The organism is Klebsiella sp. M041 (assembly GCF_059759695.1).
The window spans coordinates 175,579-194,037 of sequence record NZ_JCAXWU010000003.1; the positions used below are offsets into that span (position 1 = coordinate 175,579).

Annotated in this window: 13 protein-coding genes; 3 read left to right on the top strand and 10 right to left on the bottom strand. The window is 59.6% G+C overall.

Annotated features, from left to right (window positions below):
• Nucleotide 1 precedes the first annotated feature (1 nt).
• From rsmA to lptD, 4 genes are read right to left on the bottom strand one after another with little or no spacing between them, the layout of a single operon-like run.
• Entirely contained in the window at nt 2-823 is an 822-nt protein-coding gene (rsmA, locus tag AC6CWS_RS04735; protein WP_023291950.1) for a 16S rRNA (adenine(1518)-N(6)/adenine(1519)-N(6))-dimethyltransferase RsmA, read from the bottom strand.
• Complete coding sequence (gene pdxA / locus AC6CWS_RS04740; protein WP_023291951.1) at nt 820-1,809, bottom strand: 4-hydroxythreonine-4-phosphate dehydrogenase PdxA; 990 nt, start codon at nt 1,807-1,809, stop codon at nt 820-822. The genes rsmA and pdxA overlap by 4 nt, the downstream gene beginning before the upstream one ends.
• 5 nt (nt 1,810-1,814) lie before the next feature.
• Nucleotides 1,815-3,101, bottom strand: coding sequence for a peptidylprolyl isomerase SurA (gene surA / locus AC6CWS_RS04745; protein ID WP_023291952.1), 1,287 nt, complete (start codon nt 3,099-3,101; stop codon nt 1,815-1,817).
• Between the two features lie 54 nt (nt 3,102-3,155).
• Nucleotides 3,156-5,504: an LPS assembly protein LptD gene (lptD, locus tag AC6CWS_RS04750; RefSeq protein ID WP_032429098.1), complete on the bottom strand. Its 2,349-nt coding sequence runs from the start codon at nt 5,502-5,504 to the stop codon at nt 3,156-3,158.
• A gap of 243 nt (nt 5,505-5,747) precedes the next feature.
• Between lptD and djlA the strand changes: the two genes are divergently transcribed.
• Nucleotides 5,748-6,575, top strand: a complete 828-nt coding sequence (djlA, locus tag AC6CWS_RS04755) for a co-chaperone DjlA (protein WP_008807470.1) — start codon at nt 5,748-5,750, stop codon at nt 6,573-6,575.
• 31 nt (nt 6,576-6,606) lie between these two features.
• Here the strand turns inward: djlA and AC6CWS_RS04760 are convergent, their stop codons facing one another.
• The gene (locus tag AC6CWS_RS04760; protein ID WP_065882774.1) at nt 6,607-7,305 is read right to left on the bottom strand and encodes a response regulator; all 699 of its coding nucleotides are present in this window, start codon (nt 7,303-7,305) and stop codon (nt 6,607-6,609) included.
• Nucleotides 7,271-8,920 (bottom strand): ATP-binding protein, encoded by a 1,650-nt coding sequence (locus AC6CWS_RS04765; protein ID WP_065882773.1) that lies wholly within the window; start codon nt 8,918-8,920, stop codon nt 7,271-7,273. Before AC6CWS_RS04765 ends, AC6CWS_RS04760 begins: the two co-directional genes overlap by 35 nt.
• A 323-nt stretch (nt 8,921-9,243) precedes the next feature.
• Here AC6CWS_RS04765 and AC6CWS_RS04770 point away from each other — a divergent pair, with 323 nt between their 5' ends.
• Both AC6CWS_RS04770 and citX read left to right on the top strand, forming a co-directional pair.
• Nucleotides 9,244-10,608, top strand: coding sequence for a 2-hydroxycarboxylate transporter family protein (locus AC6CWS_RS04770; protein ID WP_023291956.1), 1,365 nt, complete (start codon nt 9,244-9,246; stop codon nt 10,606-10,608).
• Between the two features lie 179 nt (nt 10,609-10,787).
• Entirely contained in the window at nt 10,788-11,327 is a 540-nt protein-coding gene (gene citX / locus AC6CWS_RS04775) for a citrate lyase holo-[acyl-carrier protein] synthase (protein WP_004204286.1), read from the top strand.
• A 42-nt stretch (nt 11,328-11,369) separates the two neighbouring features.
• Here citX and rluA read toward each other — a convergent pair whose 3' ends face one another.
• From rluA to araD, 4 genes are all read right to left on the bottom strand, one after another.
• Nucleotides 11,370-12,029 (bottom strand): bifunctional tRNA pseudouridine(32) synthase/23S rRNA pseudouridine(746) synthase RluA, encoded by a 660-nt coding sequence (rluA, locus tag AC6CWS_RS04780; protein ID WP_023291957.1) that lies wholly within the window; start codon nt 12,027-12,029, stop codon nt 11,370-11,372.
• Between the two features lie 11 nt (nt 12,030-12,040).
• Entirely contained in the window at nt 12,041-14,947 is a 2,907-nt protein-coding gene (rapA, locus tag AC6CWS_RS04785; RefSeq protein WP_017901204.1) for an RNA polymerase-associated protein RapA, read from the bottom strand.
• A 187-nt stretch (nt 14,948-15,134) separates the two neighbouring features.
• Nucleotides 15,135-17,492 (bottom strand): DNA polymerase II, encoded by a 2,358-nt coding sequence (polB, locus tag AC6CWS_RS04790; protein WP_023291958.1) that lies wholly within the window; start codon nt 17,490-17,492, stop codon nt 15,135-15,137.
• 176 nt (nt 17,493-17,668) lie between these two features.
• On the bottom strand, nt 17,669-18,364 hold the full coding sequence (gene araD, locus AC6CWS_RS04795; RefSeq protein ID WP_017901201.1) for an L-ribulose-5-phosphate 4-epimerase: 696 nt from the start codon (nt 18,362-18,364) through the stop codon (nt 17,669-17,671).
• Between the last annotated feature and the right edge of the window lie 95 nt (nt 18,365-18,459).

Consider the following 18,459-nt stretch of genomic DNA (forward strand, 5'->3'; position numbering starts at 1 on the left):
GTTAGCTCTCCTTCGATGGCAGATTGTCAGACAGCCAGTTGGCCATCTGGCAGTACTGCGCCACGGAAATATTTTCTGCACGCATGGCCGGGTCGATGCCCAGCTCGGTCAGCACGTCCACGCTGAACAGATTGCCGAGACTGTTGCGGATGGTCTTGCGGCGCTGGTTGAACGCTTCGGTGGTGATGCGGCTCAGCACCCGGATCTCTTTGACCGGATATGGCATCGTGCTGTGCGGCACCAGGCGGACCACCGCGGAATCGACCTTAGGCGGCGGGGTAAACGCGCTCGGCGGCACTTCGAGTACCGGGATCACCTGGCAATAATATTGCGCCATCACGCTTAACCGACCATACGCCTTGCTGTTCGGTCCGGCAACCAGACGATTCACCACTTCCTTCTGCAGCATAAAGTGCATATCGGCAATGGCATCAGTATAGCTGAACAGATGGAACATCAGCGGGGTCGAAATATTGTACGGCAGGTTGCCGAAGACGCGCAGCGGCTGACCCATTTTCTCCGCCAGTTCGCCGAAGTTCATGGTCATCGCATCCTGCTGATAGATGGTCAGCTTCGGCCCGAGGAACGGATGCGTCTGCAGGCGGGCCGCCAGATCGCGGTCCAGCTCGATAACGGTCAGCTGGTCAAGGCGTTCACCGACCGGCTCGGTCAGCGCGGCGAGACCGGGGCCGATTTCAACCATCGCCTGGCCTTTCTGCGGATTAATCGCCGAGACGATGCTGTCGATCACAAACTGATCGTTGAGGAAGTTCTGCCCGAAGCGTTTACGGGCTAAATGGCCCTGATGGACTCGATTATTCATTGGGTATTAACAATCATTTTGATGGCGAGATTAAGCGCCGTGATAAAACTGCCGACGTCCGCTGTTCCCTGGCCCGCTAATTCCAGCGCGGTGCCGTGGTCGACGGAGGTACGAATAAAAGGTAAACCGAGCGTAATATTCACGCCGCGGCCAAAGCCCTGGTATTTTAGCACGGGCAGGCCCTGATCGTGGTACATCGCGAGTACCGCATCGGCATGGTCAAGGTATTTGGGCTGAAAAAGGGTGTCAGCTGGCAGCGGACCGCTGAGGTGCATCCCCTTCGCGCGCATCTCTTCCAGCACCGGAATGATGGTGTCTATCTCTTCCGTTCCCATATGACCGCCTTCGCCAGCGTGCGGGTTAAGCCCGCAAACCAGCACATGCGGCTGGGCAATGCCAAATTTCGTGCGCAGGTCGTGATCGAGAATCGTGATGATCTCGCGCAGCAGGTCGGGCGTTATCGCCTCGCTGATGGCTTTCAACGGCAGATGGGTCGTCACCAGCGCCACCCGCAGCTCCTCGGTCGCCAGCATCATCACCACTTTGCTGGCCTGCGCGCGCTCTTCGAAGAACTCGGTATGACCGGTGAAGGCGATGCCGGCGTCGTTGATGTTGCCTTTGTGCACCGGGCCGGTCACTAACGCCGCAAATTCGCCGCTCAGGCAGCCGTCGCAGGCGCGCGCCAGCGTCTCGACTACGTAGGCGCCGTTTTGTACGTTCAGCACGCCGGGCTCCGCCGGGACGCTCAGCGGTACGTTAAGCAGCGTCAGCGTACCGGCACGCTGCGGAACGGGCGGTTGCGCAGCATCGTATGGCAGGAGAGATAAAGGAAGACCGAGCCTCTGGGCTCGGTCAGTTAACAGGGCGCCATCGGCGCAGATCACCAGCTCAACTGGCCAGTCGCGCTGGGCAAGCTGCACGACCAGGTCAGGGCCAATCCCGGCGGGTTCGCCGGGCGTGATAACAACTTTACGGGTTTCAGGCATCGATATTAGTTGCTCAGAATTTTAACATACGCACTGGCGCGCTGTTCCTGCATCCAGGTTGCCGCTTCTTCAGAGAATTTGCGGTTCATCAGCATACGGTAAGCTCGATCTTTCTGCGCGGCGTCGGTTCTGTCGACCTGACGGCTATCCAGCAGTTCGATCAGATGCCAGCCGAAGGAGGAGTGCACCGGTCCGCTGGTCTGCCCTTTGTTCAGACGCATCAGCGCATCGCGGAACGCCGGGTCGAAGATATCCGGCGTGGCCCAGCCTAAATCACCGCCCTGGTTCGCCGAGCCTGGATCTTCAGAATACGCTTTCGCCGCTTTAGCGAAGGTGGTTTTCCCGCTCTTAATGTCGGCGGCAATCTGCTCCAGCTTAGCCTGAGCCTGCGCATCGTTCATGATTGGCGATGGCTTCAGCAGAATATGACGGGCATGCACTTCGGTGACGGAGATGTTCTGGGTCCCGCCGCGCAGGTCATTCACTTTCAGAATGTGGAAGCCGACGCCGGAACGGATCGGACCGACGATATCCCCTTTCTTCGCGGTGCTTAACGCCTGGGCGAAAATGCCCGGCAGCTCCTGGATACGACCCCAACCCATCTGGCCGCCCTTCAGCGCCTGTTGGTCGGCGGAGTAGGTGATCGCCAGTTTACCGAAGTTGGCGCCGTTGCGCGCTTGCTCAACGATGGCATTCGCTTGCTCCTGAGCCGCGGCGACTTCATCAGAGGTCGGGTTCTCCGGCAGCGGGAGCAGGATGTGGCTCAGGTTAAGCTCGGTGCTGGCGTCGTTCTGGTCGCCGATCTGTTTGGCCAGCGCTTCCACTTCCTGCGGCAGCACGGTGATGCGACGACGCACTTCATTGTTACGCACTTCCGAAATCAGCATCTCTTTACGGATCTGGTTACGGTAGGTGTTGTAGTTGATGCCTTCATAGGCCAGACGGCTGCGCATCTGATCCATGGTCATATTGTTTTGTTTGGCGATGTTGGCGATGGCCTGATCGAGCTGGTCGTCAGAGACCTTCACGCCCATCTTCTGCCCCATCTGTAACACGATCTGGTCCATGATCAGTCTTTCGAGGATCTGATGGCGCAGGGTCGCGTCATCCGGTAGCTGTTGGCCAGCCTGACCAGCATTGAGCTTAACCGATTGCATCAAACCATCGACGTCGCTTTCCAGTACGACGCCATTATTGACGACGGCCGCTACTTTATCGACCACCTGGGGGGCAGCGAAACTGGTATTCGCGATCATGGCGATACCGAGAAGCAGCGTTTTCCAGTTCTTCATACTTTTTCCATTTCGATTAACCGCAAATGCGGATGATGTTGTAAACCAGCCGCATCACAGGGAGCTCTGGTACGGTAAAATGTTCGAACGCAGCATCTGCTGGGTGCCGAGGCCGTAATTAGAGCTCAGACCGCGCAATTCGATATTGATTCCGAAGGTGTTGTCGTATTTGCTCTCGCCGCCATTGTTGTTGCTATCCCAACCGTTGACTTTACGTTCGTAGCCAAGACGGATGGCGTAGCAGCAGGAGTTATACTGGACACCCAACATCTGGTTTGCTGCTTTCCGGGTATTGGTATCGTAGTAGTAGGCCCCGACCACGGACCAGCGATCGACGATCGGCCAGCTGGCGGTCATCCCCACCTGCGAGATACCCTCTTTATATTGCGCCGCAGTGGAATATGACGGCAGCGTGGCCTGAATATATTCCGGGCTGGCGTAACGATAGTTAAGCTGGACTAAGCGGTTTTCATCGCGACGGTATTCAATGGTGCCGTTGCCGGTTGCGACGTTATCCAGACGCGTATCGTACTGGATCCCGCCGCGCAGACCCCAGTTATCGGCAATGCGCCAGTAGGTGTCGCCGGCCCATACCAGTGAACCCGTGGTGTCGTTGTTCTCCCAGTTGATGTTGTCATCACCGGTGCGTGACTCGGTGAAATAGTAGATTTGACCAACGGAAATGTTAAAACGTTCCACCGCGGCGGCGTCATACACGCGCGAGGTGATACCGGTAGTGACCTGATTGGCCGACGCGATGCGGTCCAGACCGCTATAGGTACGGTCGCGGAACAGGCCGGTGTAGTCCGACTGCAACAGCGTGGAGTCGTAGCTGCCGATTTCACTCTGATCGCGGTACGGTACGTACAGATACTGCATGCGCGGTTCCAGCGTTTGGGTGAATCCCTCCTGCAGGTCGCGCTCAAAGACCATTTTGCCGTCGATTTTAAACTGCGGCATCACGCGGCTAACGGACTCTTTGTAGTCCGTACCGTTGGCGGCGTTGTACTTATCAAGATTGCTCTGCTGGTAGTGGGTCGCCAGCAGCTTGGCTTCGGTATTCAGACTCCCCCAGCCGTTGGACAGCGGCAGGTTGATCGTCGGTTCGAAGTGAACGCGGGTCGCTTCCGGCATGTTGTTATTCGAGTTAACAAAATGGGCGACCTGGCCGTACAGATGGGTATCGAACGGACCGACATCGTTCTGGTAGTAGTTGATGTCGAGCTGCGGCTCAGCCGAGTAGGAGTTGCTCGACTCCCGATCGAAGACCTGGAACTGCTTGGTTGAGACCGTGGCGTCAAAGTTCTGATTGACATACCCGGCGCTGAATTTCTGCGTCGCATAGCCGTCGGTACTGGAACCATACTTCGAGCTGAAATCGTTGAAGTAGTCAGGATCGCTGACCTTGGTGTAGTCAGCGTTCAGACGCCACACCTGATCGATAACCCCGGAGTGGTTCCAGTAGAACAGCCAGCGGCGGCTGTTGCTGTCGCTGGAGTGGTCGTCTTCGTAGACTTTATCCGACGGCAGGTAGTCAAACTCCGTTAAGCCGCTGCCGAGCTGGGTCAGATAGCGGAATTCGTTTTCCCACATCACGCCGCCGCGCTTGTTCATATAGTGCGGGGTGATAGTGGCATCGAAGTTTGGCGCGATGTTCCAGTAGTACGGCAGGGAGAATTCCACGCCGTTTTTGGTGCTGTATTTCGCGTTCGGGATCAGGAAGCCTGAACGACGCTTATCGCCCACCGGCAGCTGCAGGTAGGGGCTATAGAAAATCGGCACGGAGCCAAGCTTGAAGCGGGCGTTCCAGATCTCGGCAACTTGCTCTTCGCGATCGTGGATAACTTCGCTGCCCACGACGCTCCAGGTGTCGGAGCCCGGCAGACAGGAAGTAAAGCTGCCGTTTTCCAGAATGGTATAGCGGTTTTCGCCGCGCTGTTTCATCAGGTCAGCGGTGCCGCGTCCCTGGCGTCCGACCATTTGATAATCGCCCTGCCAGACGTTGGTATCTTTGGTATTCAGATTCGACCAGGCTTTTGGCCCTTTGAGGATCACCTGGTTATCGTCGTAGTGCACGTTGCCCAGCGCGTCCACCGTGCGCACCGGCTGCGCCTGGCCCGCGGCCTGCTGCTGATGCAGCTGAACTTCGTCGGCGCGGAGGCGGCTATTCCCCTGGTTAATATCGACGTTGCCGGTAAAGACGGCGTTGTCCGGGTAGTTGCCCTTCGCATGATCGGCGTTAATCGTCACCGGCAGATCGCCAGGCCGACCTTCCACGAGCGGACGATCATAGCTTGGCACGCCAAGCATACATTGCGTTGCGAGATCGGCAGCGAGGCCTTGTTGGCTATACAAGGCGCTGGCAATCATCGTAGCCAGGAGGCTGGGAATACGTTTTTTCATACGTTGTATTTATTGTTCCATCATCTTGTGGCAGCGGCTTGCAAACGGTCAGAGCCTAACTTACTCAACTTTATCACGCTAGTGTTAATCCTGCCCGTTTCGAGCCCGAGCGTTAGGCACCCTGTTGAATGACGAGTATGATAAAGCAAATTATAGGCTATGTCCCACAATTGACCGAGGCGCGAGTGCCGGGTAACGTGCGGTCATATTCGTGCTTAACGGCGACAAACAGTTGGGGAGTCTATGCAGTATTTGGGTAAAGTGATTGGCGTGGCAGTGGCTTTGCTGATGGGCGGTGGGTTCTGGGGCGTGGTGCTCGGCTTCCTGGTCGGCCATATGTTTGACCGGGCGCGCAGCCGCCGGTTGAATCTCTTCGCCAATCAGCAGGAGCGTCAGTCGCTCTTCTTTTCCACCACCTTTGAAGTGATGGGGCATCTGACCAAGTCCAAGGGCCGCGTTACCGAAGCGGATATTCACGTCGCCAATGTGCTGATGGATCGCATGAATCTGCACGGCGCTTCGCGCACCGCGGCGCAGCAGGCGTTTCGCGACGGCAAGGCCGACAATTATCCGCTGCGCGAGAAGATGCGCCAGCTGCGCAGCGTCTGCTTTGGCCGCTTCGATCTGATTCGGATGTTTCTGGAAATTCAGCTGCAGGCGGCGTTCGCTGACGGCGAACTGCACCCTAACGAACGTGAAGTGCTGTTCGTCATCGCCGATGAGCTTGGCATCTCCCGCGCCCAGTTCGATCAATTCCTGCGAATGATGCAGGGCGGCGCCCAGTTCGGCGGCGGTTCGCAGCAGCAATCTTATGGTCAGCACGGCGGCAACGCCGGCTGGCAGCAGGCGCAGCGCGGTCCAACGCTGGAGGACGCCTGCAACGTGCTGGGGGTGAAACCGACTGACGACGCGGCGACGGTGAAGCGCGCCTATCGTAAGCTGATGAACGAGCACCATCCGGACAAGCTGGTGGCGAAAGGGCTGCCGCCGGAGATGATGGAGATGGCCAAACAGAAAGCCCAGGAGATCCAGAAGGCCTGGGAGCTGATTAAAGAGCAGCGCGGCTTCTGAGTCTTCCAGCCCCTCCCGCCCGGCGAGGGGGTTAGCGTTTGGCCTGTGCGCGGCGATACAGCCGCCGCGGATGGCCGATTTTTCCGTACAGCATCTCCACCTCCAGAAAACCGGTCTCAACGCCGTGTTCAAGATAGCGGCGGGCGGTGGTTTTGCTGAGCCCGGCGGCGCTGACCACCTCATCAACGGAAAAGCAGTGCGCTTCCCGGCCGCTAAACAGACCCTGCACCAGCGCCAGCGTTTTCTCTTCAATCCCTTTGCTGCCACTATCCATACGATAGTTCTTCGCCTGCAGTTGATAGAGGGAATCGACGTTCTGCTGATCGACGATTTTCCACTCCCGCTGCTGATCGTAGAACTGGATAAAACGCTCCAGCGACTGGCTCAGCCGCTTCCATGATACCGGCTTAAGAATATAGTCGAAGGCGCCGTTGCGGATGGCCTGGCTGCAGGTTTCCATATCGCTGGCGGCGGTGATAAAGATCACCGAGCATTGGCTGGTCGCCAGCGCCGGGTCGGTCATCAGCGTCACCCCTTTGCCGTCCGGCAAATAGTTATCCAGCAGCACCAGCTGCGGCGGCGTGGCGTGGAGCAACTGACGGGCCTGAGCGAGGGAGGCCGCCATGCCCGCCAGCCGCAGGCGCGGGTGTTTCTGCACAAGCTCGGCGTGCAGGCGCGCCAGCTCGCTCTCATCTTCAATGATTAGCACATCGACCAGGCCATGATGCATCGTGGGCCTCCGGTTGCGGACAGGCGGGCGCGTCGGCCGGGATAAACAGGGTGAAGATCGTTCCCCGCGGCGCGTTATCGGCGACTTCGATGGTGCCGCCCGCCTGAGTGACATAATGTTCAATAAGATACAGACCAATGCCGTGATCGCCACGGGTTTTGGTGGTGATGCCGCGTTCAAAAATGCGCTCGCGGATATCGGGGCGGATGCCGACGCCGCGGTCGGCCACTTCGATAATCAGCTCCCGGGCGTTGAGCTGGATCAGGACTTCCACCGGCTCATGCGGAAGCTCGGCGCGCTGCGTGGCTTCGATGGCGTTATCCAGCAGGTTGCCGATGATGGAGATCAGTTCGGATTCCATCAGCGACGGCAGCGGACGGTCAATGCGGCAGGCCGGGTCGAAGCTCAGCGCCACGCCTTTTTCGCGGGCGCGAGTGGCTTTGCCGAGCAGCAGACCGCACAGCGTCGGCGAGTGGAAGTGCGAGGAGATAAAGTCCAGTAACTCCTGAGCATGCTCCGACTGGGCCTGAATATAGCGGATCGCTTCGTCATAATGGCCCATATGCAGCAGGCCGGAGAGGGTGGTCATCCGGTTGAGCTGCTCGTGGCGCATGATGCGAAGATTGTCGACATAGCGCTTCACCTGGCTCAGCTGGGCGGTGAGGGCATTGATTTCATTGCGGTCACGGAAGGTAATCACCCAGCCCTGCAGGGTGTTCTCCAGCATAATGCGCACCCGACTGGCGAGCACGGTCAACTGGTTGAAGCGGCACAGCTCATCATGGGTGTCGCGCTCAAGCATGTCGCCGCTGGCGAAAAAGGGCTGCGGGGAAATCACGCTGTCGATGGACTGGCCGCGCAGCTGACGGGCGGGCTGGCTGAGTCCCAGCAGGCTGCGGGCGGCATGGTTAATCACCTCAATGCGCCGCTGGCGATCGATGACGATCACCCCCTCAAAGATCGACTCCATCATCGCCTTTTGCTGGCGCACCAGCAGGCCTATCTCCCGCGGCTCGAGCGAAAAAATCTGTTTCTTGATGCTGCGGGTAAAGTACCAGGAGAAGATAAACAGGGCGGTGAGCAGCAGGACGGCGGCGATAAAAATATTGATCACTTTGCTCAGGGTAATGCTATCGAGATAGCTGGTGAGGTAGCCGACGGAGACAATGCCGATCACCCGCCCCGCGTCATCGACGATGGGCGTTTTACTGCGCAGCGAGACGCCCAGGCCGCCTTTGCGAATGGTGGTAATGGACTTTCCCTCCAGTACCGCCTGGTTGTCGCCGCCGACCAGCCGCGTGCCGACCCACTCCGGATGGACGGAATGAAACAGATGCATCCCCTGGCGGTCACCGATGACGATAAAGCTGGCGTCGCTATGGGCGGCGATTTGCTGCATAAACGCCTGAATCGCCTGCGGGTCATGCCGGCTGACCTGCTGACGTAAATTTGGCATCAGGGCTATCTCTTCGGCCTGAATTTTGGCCCGGGCGCTCATTTCCTGATAAAGCTGGCGGCTGGCGTCAAAGTAATAATAAATACCCAGCGCGATAAACAGGACTGAGAAAAAAGCGACCAGCGAAATAAACAGCTTATATTGAAAAGATAATTTCATAGGTCCCGGACGACGTATTCACCATACCGGCACTCTATCATTTTTCTGTCACGTGACGTAAATGTTAAGGGAAAGTTGTGATCAGCGGCGCAGGCGCCGGCTGTCGCCAGTGGTCGCGGCGAAAATAACGCGTGGCGGGAAATAAAAACCATAAAAACCACGATAATAAATCAGAGATATATCACCCCTGCGCGGATCAGCGAATAGAAACCATAAAAACCATAATGACCATTAAAACTTCTTTTTTAATTCGGGGAGCTTCACATTAACGACGCCGCTGTCCCTTTACGCTGAAAATGAATAATAACGACAGGGCTGAATTTATGAGCACCACAGACAACGCATTCTCTGCAACCCTTGAACCGATCAATACGCCGAAAACCACGCTCAGGCAGCGCTGGTGGCACATCATGGATAACTGGAAGGTAGGGATCGTCCCGCTGCCGCTGTTTCTGCTGGCCGGGGGGCTGATCGCTCTCGACTGCCTTGGCGGTAAACTGCCGAGCGATATCGTGGTGATGGTGGCTACGCTGGCTTTCTTTGGCTTCGCCTGCGGCGAGTTTGGCAAACGTCTGCCGGTGCTGGGAAAACTCGGCGCGGCGGCGATCTGCGCCACTTTTATTCCTTCCGCGCTGGTCCATTACGGTCTGCTGCCGGACGTGGTCGTTGAATCCACCACCAAATTCTATAAATCCACCAACATCCTCTATCTCTATATCTGCTGCATTATCGTCGGCAGCATCATGAGTATGAACCGCACCACCCTGATTCAGGGCTTCCTGAAGATCTTCTTCCCAATGCTGTGCGGCGAGGTGGTCGGCATGCTGGTGGGCATCGGCGTCGGCACGCTCTTGGGCATGGAGCCGTTCCAGGTGTTCTTCTTTATCGTGCTGCCGATCATGGCCGGCGGCGTAGGCGAAGGGGCGATCCCCCTATCGATGGGTTACGCCGCGCTAATGCATATGGAGCAGGGAGTGGCCCTGGGCCGGGTGTTGCCGATGGTGATGCTCGGCAGCCTGACGGCGATCGTCATCTCCGGCTGCCTCAACCAGCTCGGCAAGCGCTTCCCGCATCTGACCGGCGAAGGGCAACTGATGCCGAACCGCAGCCATGAAACCCGCAGCCTCGGCGAGAGCGAAGGCGTGAGCGGTAAAACCGACGTCGGGACGCTGGCCTCCGGCGCGCTGCTGGCGGTGCTGCTGTATATGATGGGGATGCTCGGCCACAAACTGATTGGTCTGCCGGCGCCGGTGGGCATGCTGTTTCTCGCGGTGCTGTTAAAGCTGGCTAATGTGGTTTCTCCGCGCCTGCAGGAGGGATCGCAGATGGTGTATAAATTCTTCCGCACCGCGGTCACCTACCCGATCCTCTTTGCCGTCGGCGTGGCGATCACCCCGTGGCAGGAGCTGGTGAACGCCTTCACCTTCACCAACCTGCTGGTGATCGTCAGCACCGTCTCCGCGCTGGTGGCGACCGGTTTCCTGGTCGGTAAAAAGATAGGGATGCACCCGATCGATGTGGCGATTGTCTCCTGTTGCCAGAGCGGGCAGGGCGGCACCGGCGATGTGGCGATCCTGACCGCTGGCAACCGCATGAGCCTGATGCCGTTCGCGCAGATCGCTACCCGGATTGGCGGGGCGATAAATGTCTCGCTGGGGTTGCTGTTCCTCAGCCACTATCTGGCGTGATATAACGCTACGCTCAGCGATAAACCTGCTATTTTCCGCTACAGAACGCCGAAAATATCTGCGTTCTGTATCCTAAATGCTCCGCATTTAGCGTTACAATCAGCGCGCGATCGGCTATCGCAACCATCATCATGACAGTCCAGGCGCTGTCGCATTTATCATATGTAGGAGAGGAATTAATGTCAGTGGATACTCCCGCCCAGGCGGGCGTCAGCATCGACGCATTGCTGGCGGCGAAAGAGCAGCGTGCAGCCCGCCAGGCCGACTGGTTGGCCCATTATCAGCAGCCTGTTATTTCCCTGACCCTGGTGACCCCCGGGGCGGTGAAGGACAGCATTCGCTATCGCAACATGATGGGCGTAGCCCTCCAGGCCTGCGATCAACTGCTGTGGAAGCACCGCTGGCAAACGCTGGATCGTCAGGTGCTGTGGCTGCCGACCGGGCCTGAAGCGCTGTGGTGCGTGGCGCACCCGGCCAGCGAAATCAAAGCGATGTGCAGTACGCTGGAGCAGAGCCATCCGCTGGGACGCTTGTGGGATATCGATGTGATCTGTCCGCAGAGCGGGCAGGTGGGACGCCAGTCGCTGGGCGAGTCGCAGCGCCGCTGCCTGCTGTGCGATGAGCCGGCGCACGCCTGCGCGCGCAGCCGTCGTCACGACACCGATCTCGTCGTTGCCCGCGTTGAGCAGATGATTGACGCGTGGTTTGCCCGCGATTAGCGGGTCAGTATTCCCCGGCGGCAAAGCGCTGCCGGGTAGGTCCTAAAAGTCGATCGGCGCGCGGAAGGTCATCGCGTTGCCGTAGGCGGGGTGGGTAATGGTGAGCGTCTCGGCGTGCAGCAGCAGGCGCGGGGCCATCGCCAGCGCCTCAGGCGTGGCGTAAAAGCGGTCGCCAAGGATCGGATGCCCCAGCGCCAGCATATGCACGCGCAGCTGGTGCGACCGTCCGGTAATCGGCTTCAGGCGCACGCGGGCGGTGTTATCTTCCGCGTACTCCAGCACCTCATACTCGGTCTGCGCCGCTTTGCCGGTTTCATAACACACCTTCTGCTTTGGCCGGTTCGGCCAGTCGCAAATCAGCGGTAAATCCACCAGGCCCTCCGCCGGCTGCGGATGGCCCCAGACGCGGGCGATGTACTGCTTCTTCGGCTCGCGCTCGCGGAACTGACGCTTCAGTTCGCGTTCCGCCGCCTTATTCAGCGCCACCACAATCACGCCGCTGGTGGCCATATCAAGGCGATGCACCGATTCGGCCTGCGGGAAGTCGCGCTGAATGCGCGTCATCACGCTGTCTTTATGTTCATCAAGACGACCCGGCACGGACAACAAGCCGCTCGGCTTGTTGACCACCATGATGTGCTCATCCTGATACAGGATCACCAGCCAGGGATCCTGCGGCGGATTGTAGTTTTCCATCGCCATTTTGCGTTCCGTTACTGGTGAGTGACGACGATCAGACGCAGCGCGTCCAGACGCCATCCGGCCTGTCCCAGCGCCTCCAGCACCTGCTGGCGGTTACTTTCAATCGCCGCCAGTTCGTCGTCACGGATGTTCGGGTTGACCGCCTTCAGCGCTTCCAGACGGGAGAGTTCCGCCGTCAGCTTATCGTCGGCTTCGCTACGCGCCGCGTCGATCAGCCCCTGCGCCGCCTTGGCGATCTGCGCTTCGCCCTGCTGCAGAATGGCGTGAACGTCCTGTTGAACCGCGTTGACCAGCTTGCTGCCGGTGTGGCGATTGACCGCGCTCAGCTGGCGGTTGAAGCTTTCAAACTCCACCTGGCCGGCGAGGTTGTTGCCGTTTTTATCCAGCAGCATGCGAACCGGGGTCGCCGGCAGGAAGCGGTTGAGCTGCAGCTGCTTCGGCGCCTGCGCTTCGACCACGTAGATCAGCTCCAGCAGCAGAGTGCCGACCGGCAGCGCCTTGTTCTTCAGCAGGGAAATGGTGCTGCTGCCGGTATCGCCGGAGAGGATCAGGTCGAGGCCGTTGCGGATCAGCGGGTGCTCCCAGGTGATGAACTGCGCGTCTTCACGCGACAGCGCCACGTCACGCTCAAAGGTGATAGTGCAGCCGTCCTCCGGCAGACCCGGGAAGTCCGGGACCAGCATATGGTCGGAAGGGGTGAGGACGATCAGGTTTTCGCCGCGGTCGTCCTGGTTGATGCCGACGATATCGAACAGGTTCATCGAGAAGGCGATCAGGCTGGTGTCGTCATCCTGCTCTTCGATGCTCTCCGCCAGGGCCTGGGCTTTCTCGCCGCCGTTGGAGTGGATCTCCAGCAGACGGTCGCGGCCCTGCTCCAGCTGCGCTTTCAGGGCGTCATGCTGCTGGCGGCAGGACTTGATCAGATCGTCAAAGCCGTCGGTGGATTCCGGCGCCGCAAGGTAGTTGATCAGCTCGTCATGGACGCTGTCGTAGACGGTCCGTCCGGTCGGGCAGGTATGTTCGAAGGCGTCGAGACCTTCGTGGTACCAGCGCACCAGCACCGACTGCGCGGTCTTTTCCAGGTACGGGACGTGGATCTGGATATCGTGCGCCTGGCCGATACGGTCGAGACGGCCGATACGCTGCTCCAGCAGATCCGGGTTAAACGGCAGATCGAACATCACCAGATTGCTGGCGAACTGGAAGTTACGTCCTTCGGAACCGATCTCAGAGCACAGCAGCACCTGGGCGCCGGTGTCTTCTTCGGCAAACCACGCCGCGGCGCGGTCGCGTTCGATAATCGACATTCCTTCATGAAACACGGCGGCGCGGATACCTTCGCGCTCGCGCAGCACCTGCTCCAGCTGCAGCGCGGTGGCGGCCTTGGCGCAGATCACCAGCACCTTCTGCGAACGGTGGCTGGTCAGGTAGCCCATCAGCCACTCAACGCGCGGGTCGAAGTTCCACCAGGTGCCGGTATCGCCTTCAAATTCCTGATAGATCTGCTCCGGATAGAGCATGTCGCGCGCGCGCTCTTCCGCGGTTTTGCGGGCGCCCATGATGCCGGACACTTTGATGGCCGTCTGGTACTGGGTCGGCAGCGGCAGGCGAATGGTGTGCAGCTCGCGTTTCGGGAAACCTTTGACGCCGTTACGGGTGTTACGGAACAGCACGCGGCTGGTGCCGTGGCGGTCCATCAGCATCGAGACCAGCTCCTGGCGCGCGGCCTGGGCGTCTTCGCGATCGCTGTTGGCGGCCTGCAGCAGCGGCTCGATATCCTGCTCGCCGATCAGATCGCCGAGGGTATTGAGTTCGCTATCGCTCAGCTTGTTGCCCGCCAGCAGCAGGGCGACGGCGTCGGCCACCGGACGGTAGTTCTGCTGTTCTTCGACAAACTGCGCGAAATCGTGGAAGCGGTTCGGATCCAGCAGGCGCAGGCGCGCAAAGTGGCTCTCCATCCCCAGCTGTTCCGGCGTCGCGGTCAGCAGCAGAATGCCCGGCACGCGCTCGGCCAGCTGTTCAATGGCTTGATATTCGCGGCTCGGCGCCTCTTCGCTCCACACCAGGTGGTGCGCTTCATCGACCACCATCAGATCCCACTCGGCGTCGCACAGGTGCTCCAGACGCTGCTTGCTGCGGCGCACGAAGTCTAAAGAGCAGATCACCAGCTGTTCGGTTTCAAACGGGTTATAGGCGTCATGCTGCGCTTCGGCGTAGCGCTCGTCGTCAAACAGCGAGAAGCGCAGGTTGAAGCGGCGCAGCATCTCCACCAGCCACTGGTGCTGAAGGGTTTCCGGGACCACAATCAGTACGCGCTCGGCGGCGCCGGAGAGCAGCTGCTGGTGCAGGATCATCCCGGCTTCGATGGTTTTACCTAAGCCCACTTCATCGGCCAGCAGGACGCGCGGAGCGTGACGACGACCCACGTCGTGGGCGATGTTCAGCTGATGCGGGATCAGGCTGGTGCGCTGGCCGCGCAGGCCGCTCCATGGCATGCGGTACTGCTCGCTCTGGAACTTGCGCGCGCGGTAGCGCAGGGCAAAGCGGTCCATGCGGTCGATTTGGCCGGCGAACAGGCGGTCCTGCGGCTTGCTGAACACCAGTTTGCTGTCGAGCAGCACTTCACGCAGGGTGACGTTCGCTTCCTGGGTATCGAGGCGGGTGCCGGTGTAGGACAGCAGCCCGTTCTCTTCATGCACTTTGTCAACGTGGAGCTGCCAGCCTTCGTGGCTGGTAATGGTGTCGCCCGGGTTAAACATCACGCGAGTGATCGGGGAATCGTTGCGTGAGTACAGACGGTTTTCGCCGATGGCGGGGAAGAGGAGAGTGACCATGCGCGCATCCAGCGCTACCACCGTCCCTAATCCTAGTTCGCTCTCTGTGTCGCTAATCCAGCGTTGACCAAGTGTAAAAGGCATATATGTTCGGCTCTTTAGTTCTTTAATTGCAGGCAATAGTTGATCATCCCCATGTACAACCGGAGATGCGTCAAAATAGGGGCCAGGAATGGAAAGGGCGCTATATTACTGGATGGCAGAACGTTCGTCACGTCCTCCTCACGGTTCATTTTCAGGCTTCTGCGCCCGCAGAATGGGTGTGAAAAAATCAAAATAGCCCCAGCTGTCCTGTCACTATTGTAGCAAAGTCGTCGTTGACGAAGGGCAGGATCCCTTCCGCTACCGGCTGCAGCTGCTTTGACAAATAGTGGTCGTAATCGAGCGGCGATTGTTGATAATCCACCGGTTCCGGGCCGCCGGTGGTCCAGACGTATTTGATGGTGCCGCGCTGCTGATACTGCTGCGCCCGACCCCGCTTCAGGTTGTGCTCATCGGCAAGCCTCGCGGCGCGCACGTGAGGCGGCACGTTGCGCTGATACTCCGCCAGCGGCCGGCGCAGGCGTTTGCGATAAACCAGCTGCTCATCGAGCTCGCCGTTCATCAGCCTGGCGATAGTCTCCCGCACATAATCCTGATACGGCTGGTTGCGGAAGATGCGCAGGTACAGCTCCTGCTGAAACTGCTGGGCCAGCGGCGTCCAGTCGGTGCGCACCGTTTCCAGCCCTTTGAAAACCATGCGCTGGCCGTCGCCCTCCTGAATCATGCCGGCGTAACGCTTCTTGCTGCCGGTATCGGCGCCGCGGATCGTCGGCATCAGAAAACGGCAGAAGTGGGTTTCGTATTCCAGCTCCAGGGCGCTGGTAAGCTGGCTTTTGCCAAGCTCCTGCGCCCACCAGGCGTTGACATCGTTCACCAGCGTCCGGCCAATCTCCGCCGCCTGCGCTTCGCTGTGCGGGCGCTTAAGCCAGACGAAAGTGGAGTCGGTATCGCCGTAGATAACGTCATAGCCTTTGGCTTCAATTAACGCTTTGGTCTGACGCATGATCGCGTGGCCGCGCATGGTGATCGACGAGGCGAGACGCGGGTCGAAGAAGCGGCAGGCGCTGGTGCCCAGTACGCCGTAAAAGGCGTTCATGATGATCTTCAGCGCCTGGGAGAGCGGCTTATTGTGCCGGCGCTTGGCTTCATCGCGGCCATGCCAGATCTGGCTGACAATCCCCGGCAGGCAGTGCTTGTCTCGCGAGAAGCGGGCGCCGAGGAAGCCCTCAATGCTGTGCTGGTCATCGGGCTGCGCCAGGCCCTCCACCAGGCCGACCGGATCGATTAAAAAGGTGCGAATGATCGACGGATACAGGCTCTTGTAGTCCAGGACCAGCACCGAGTCATACAGGCCGGGGCGGGAGTCCATCACATAGCCGCCGGGGCTCGCCTGCGGCGGCACGTCGCCGAGGTTCGGCGCCACGTAGCCCAGGCGGTGCATGCGCGGAAAATAGAGGTGGCTGAAGGCGGCGACCGAGCCGCCGTGGCGATCGGCGGGCAGGCCGTTGACCGTCGCTCGTTCGAGCAGAAACGGCATGATCTCCGTTTTGTGGAAGATCCGCGTCACCAGCTCGCAGTCCTGCAGGTTATAGATGGCCAGCGCCGGTTTATCGTCATGGAAGCGGCGATCGATCTCGTCCATCCGATCCCACGGGTTGTCGATGGCTTTGCCTTCGCCCAACAGCTCGCGCGCCACCGCCTCCAGCGAAAAGGAGGAGAAATTCCAGAACGCCGATTTCAGCGCCTCGATACCGTCGATAATCAGCCGGCCGTTGGCCTGGGCGAAGAAGACGCCGTTCTTAAAGCCGTGCTCGCGCCACTCCAGCTCGCTGTTGCCGCGGCCGAGCCGCAGCGGGATACGATAGCGTTCGGCATGCTTTTGCAGGACGCGCAGATCGAACTGCACCACGTTCCAGCCGATCAGCACGTCGGGGTCGTGATCGGCAAACCAGGCGTTGAGCTTTTCCAGCAGCAGAGGGCGACTGGCGACGTAGACCAGATCGAAATCGACGTCTGGCGGCGTTTCCGGTTCGGGGCCCAGCATGTAGACCACCCGCTGACCGCAGCCTTCCAGGCCGATGCAGTACAGCTCGCCGTGACGGCTGGTTTCGATATCCAGCGACACCCATTTCAGCGGCGGGCGATAGTCAGGATGGGGTTTCATGCGCGCGTTGACCAGATGCGGGCCACGCGTTTCGCCTTCCACCCACACCGGGGCGGTAATAAAGCGCTCCATCAGGTAGCGCTCCGGCGGACGGATATCGCCCTCATAGAGGGTGACGCCGCTGTCGCGAAGCATCTTCTCCAGACGCATCAATTGACGATGGGCGCGGCAGTAGAGGCCGACCACCGGCTGGCGGTGGAAATCTTTCAGGGCCAGCGGGGCGAAGCGGAAGCCTTTCTCACCCTGCAGCAGTCGCTCAGCCTGCGCCCGCTGCGCGGCGGGGATAAAGGCGACGGACTCCTGCGGCGGCAGCGTGACCTGCAGCGGGCCGTCGTCGGTGGCCAGCCAGAAGGACAGCTCGGTGCCTTGCGGAGTGTCCCGCCAGTGACGGGTGAGTAAAAAACCTGCTCGTGGCTGGGTCACGGGTGCTCTCAACGATAAAAAACCAGGCCTGATTATAGCCTGGTTTCTCAGGAGGTGCTGGGGTTTTATACAGGTACTCGGCGCTAAGGTGGCGCTGGATTTCGGCTTGCGCGCTTATCCGGGCTACCCGACGCGGCAGAGCCGTAGCCCTGCCAGGCGCAGCGCGAGCAGGGTGATTATTGGCCGTAGTAGGCTTTAGCCCCGTGCTTACGCAGATAGTGCTTATCCAGCAGGGTCTGCTGCATATCCGGCAGCTGCGGCGCCAGCTGGCGGCAGAAGATGCCCATATACGCGATCTCTTCCAGCACGATGGCGTTATGCACCGCGTCTTCGGCGTTTTTACCCCATGCGAACGGGCCGTGGGAATGAACCAGCACGCCGGGCATCTGCGCCGGGTCGATCTCGCGCTGGCGGAAGGTTTCAACAATTACCTTGCCGGTTTCCCATTCGTATTCGCCATTGATCTCCGCATCGGTCATCAGCCGGGTGCAGGGCACCGGACCATAGAAATAGTCGGCGTGGGTGGTGCCGGTCGCCGGAATAGCTTGCCCGGCCTGCGCCCAGATGGTGGCGTGGCGCGAATGGGTATGCACAATGCCGCCCAGCGTCGGGAAAGCCTGATACAGCAGGCGATGGGTCGGGGTATCCGACGAGGGCTTCTTCTTACCCTCCACCACTTCGCCGCTCTCCAGACTGACCACCACCATATCGTCGGCGGTCATTACGCGATAATCCACGCCGGAGGGTTTGATAACCAGAACGCCCTGGTCGCGGTCGACGGCGCTGACGTTGCCCCAGGTTAAGGTCACCAGATTATGCTGCGGCAGCGCTAAGTTGGCTTCCAGAACCTGGCGTTTAAGATCTTCTAACATAGTGTGCTCCGAATAGCAGGCGAGTCGGGTATCCCTCACCCCGGCCCTCTCCCGGCGGGAGAGGGAGGAAGGCGGCATCGCGCCCGGCCGGTACC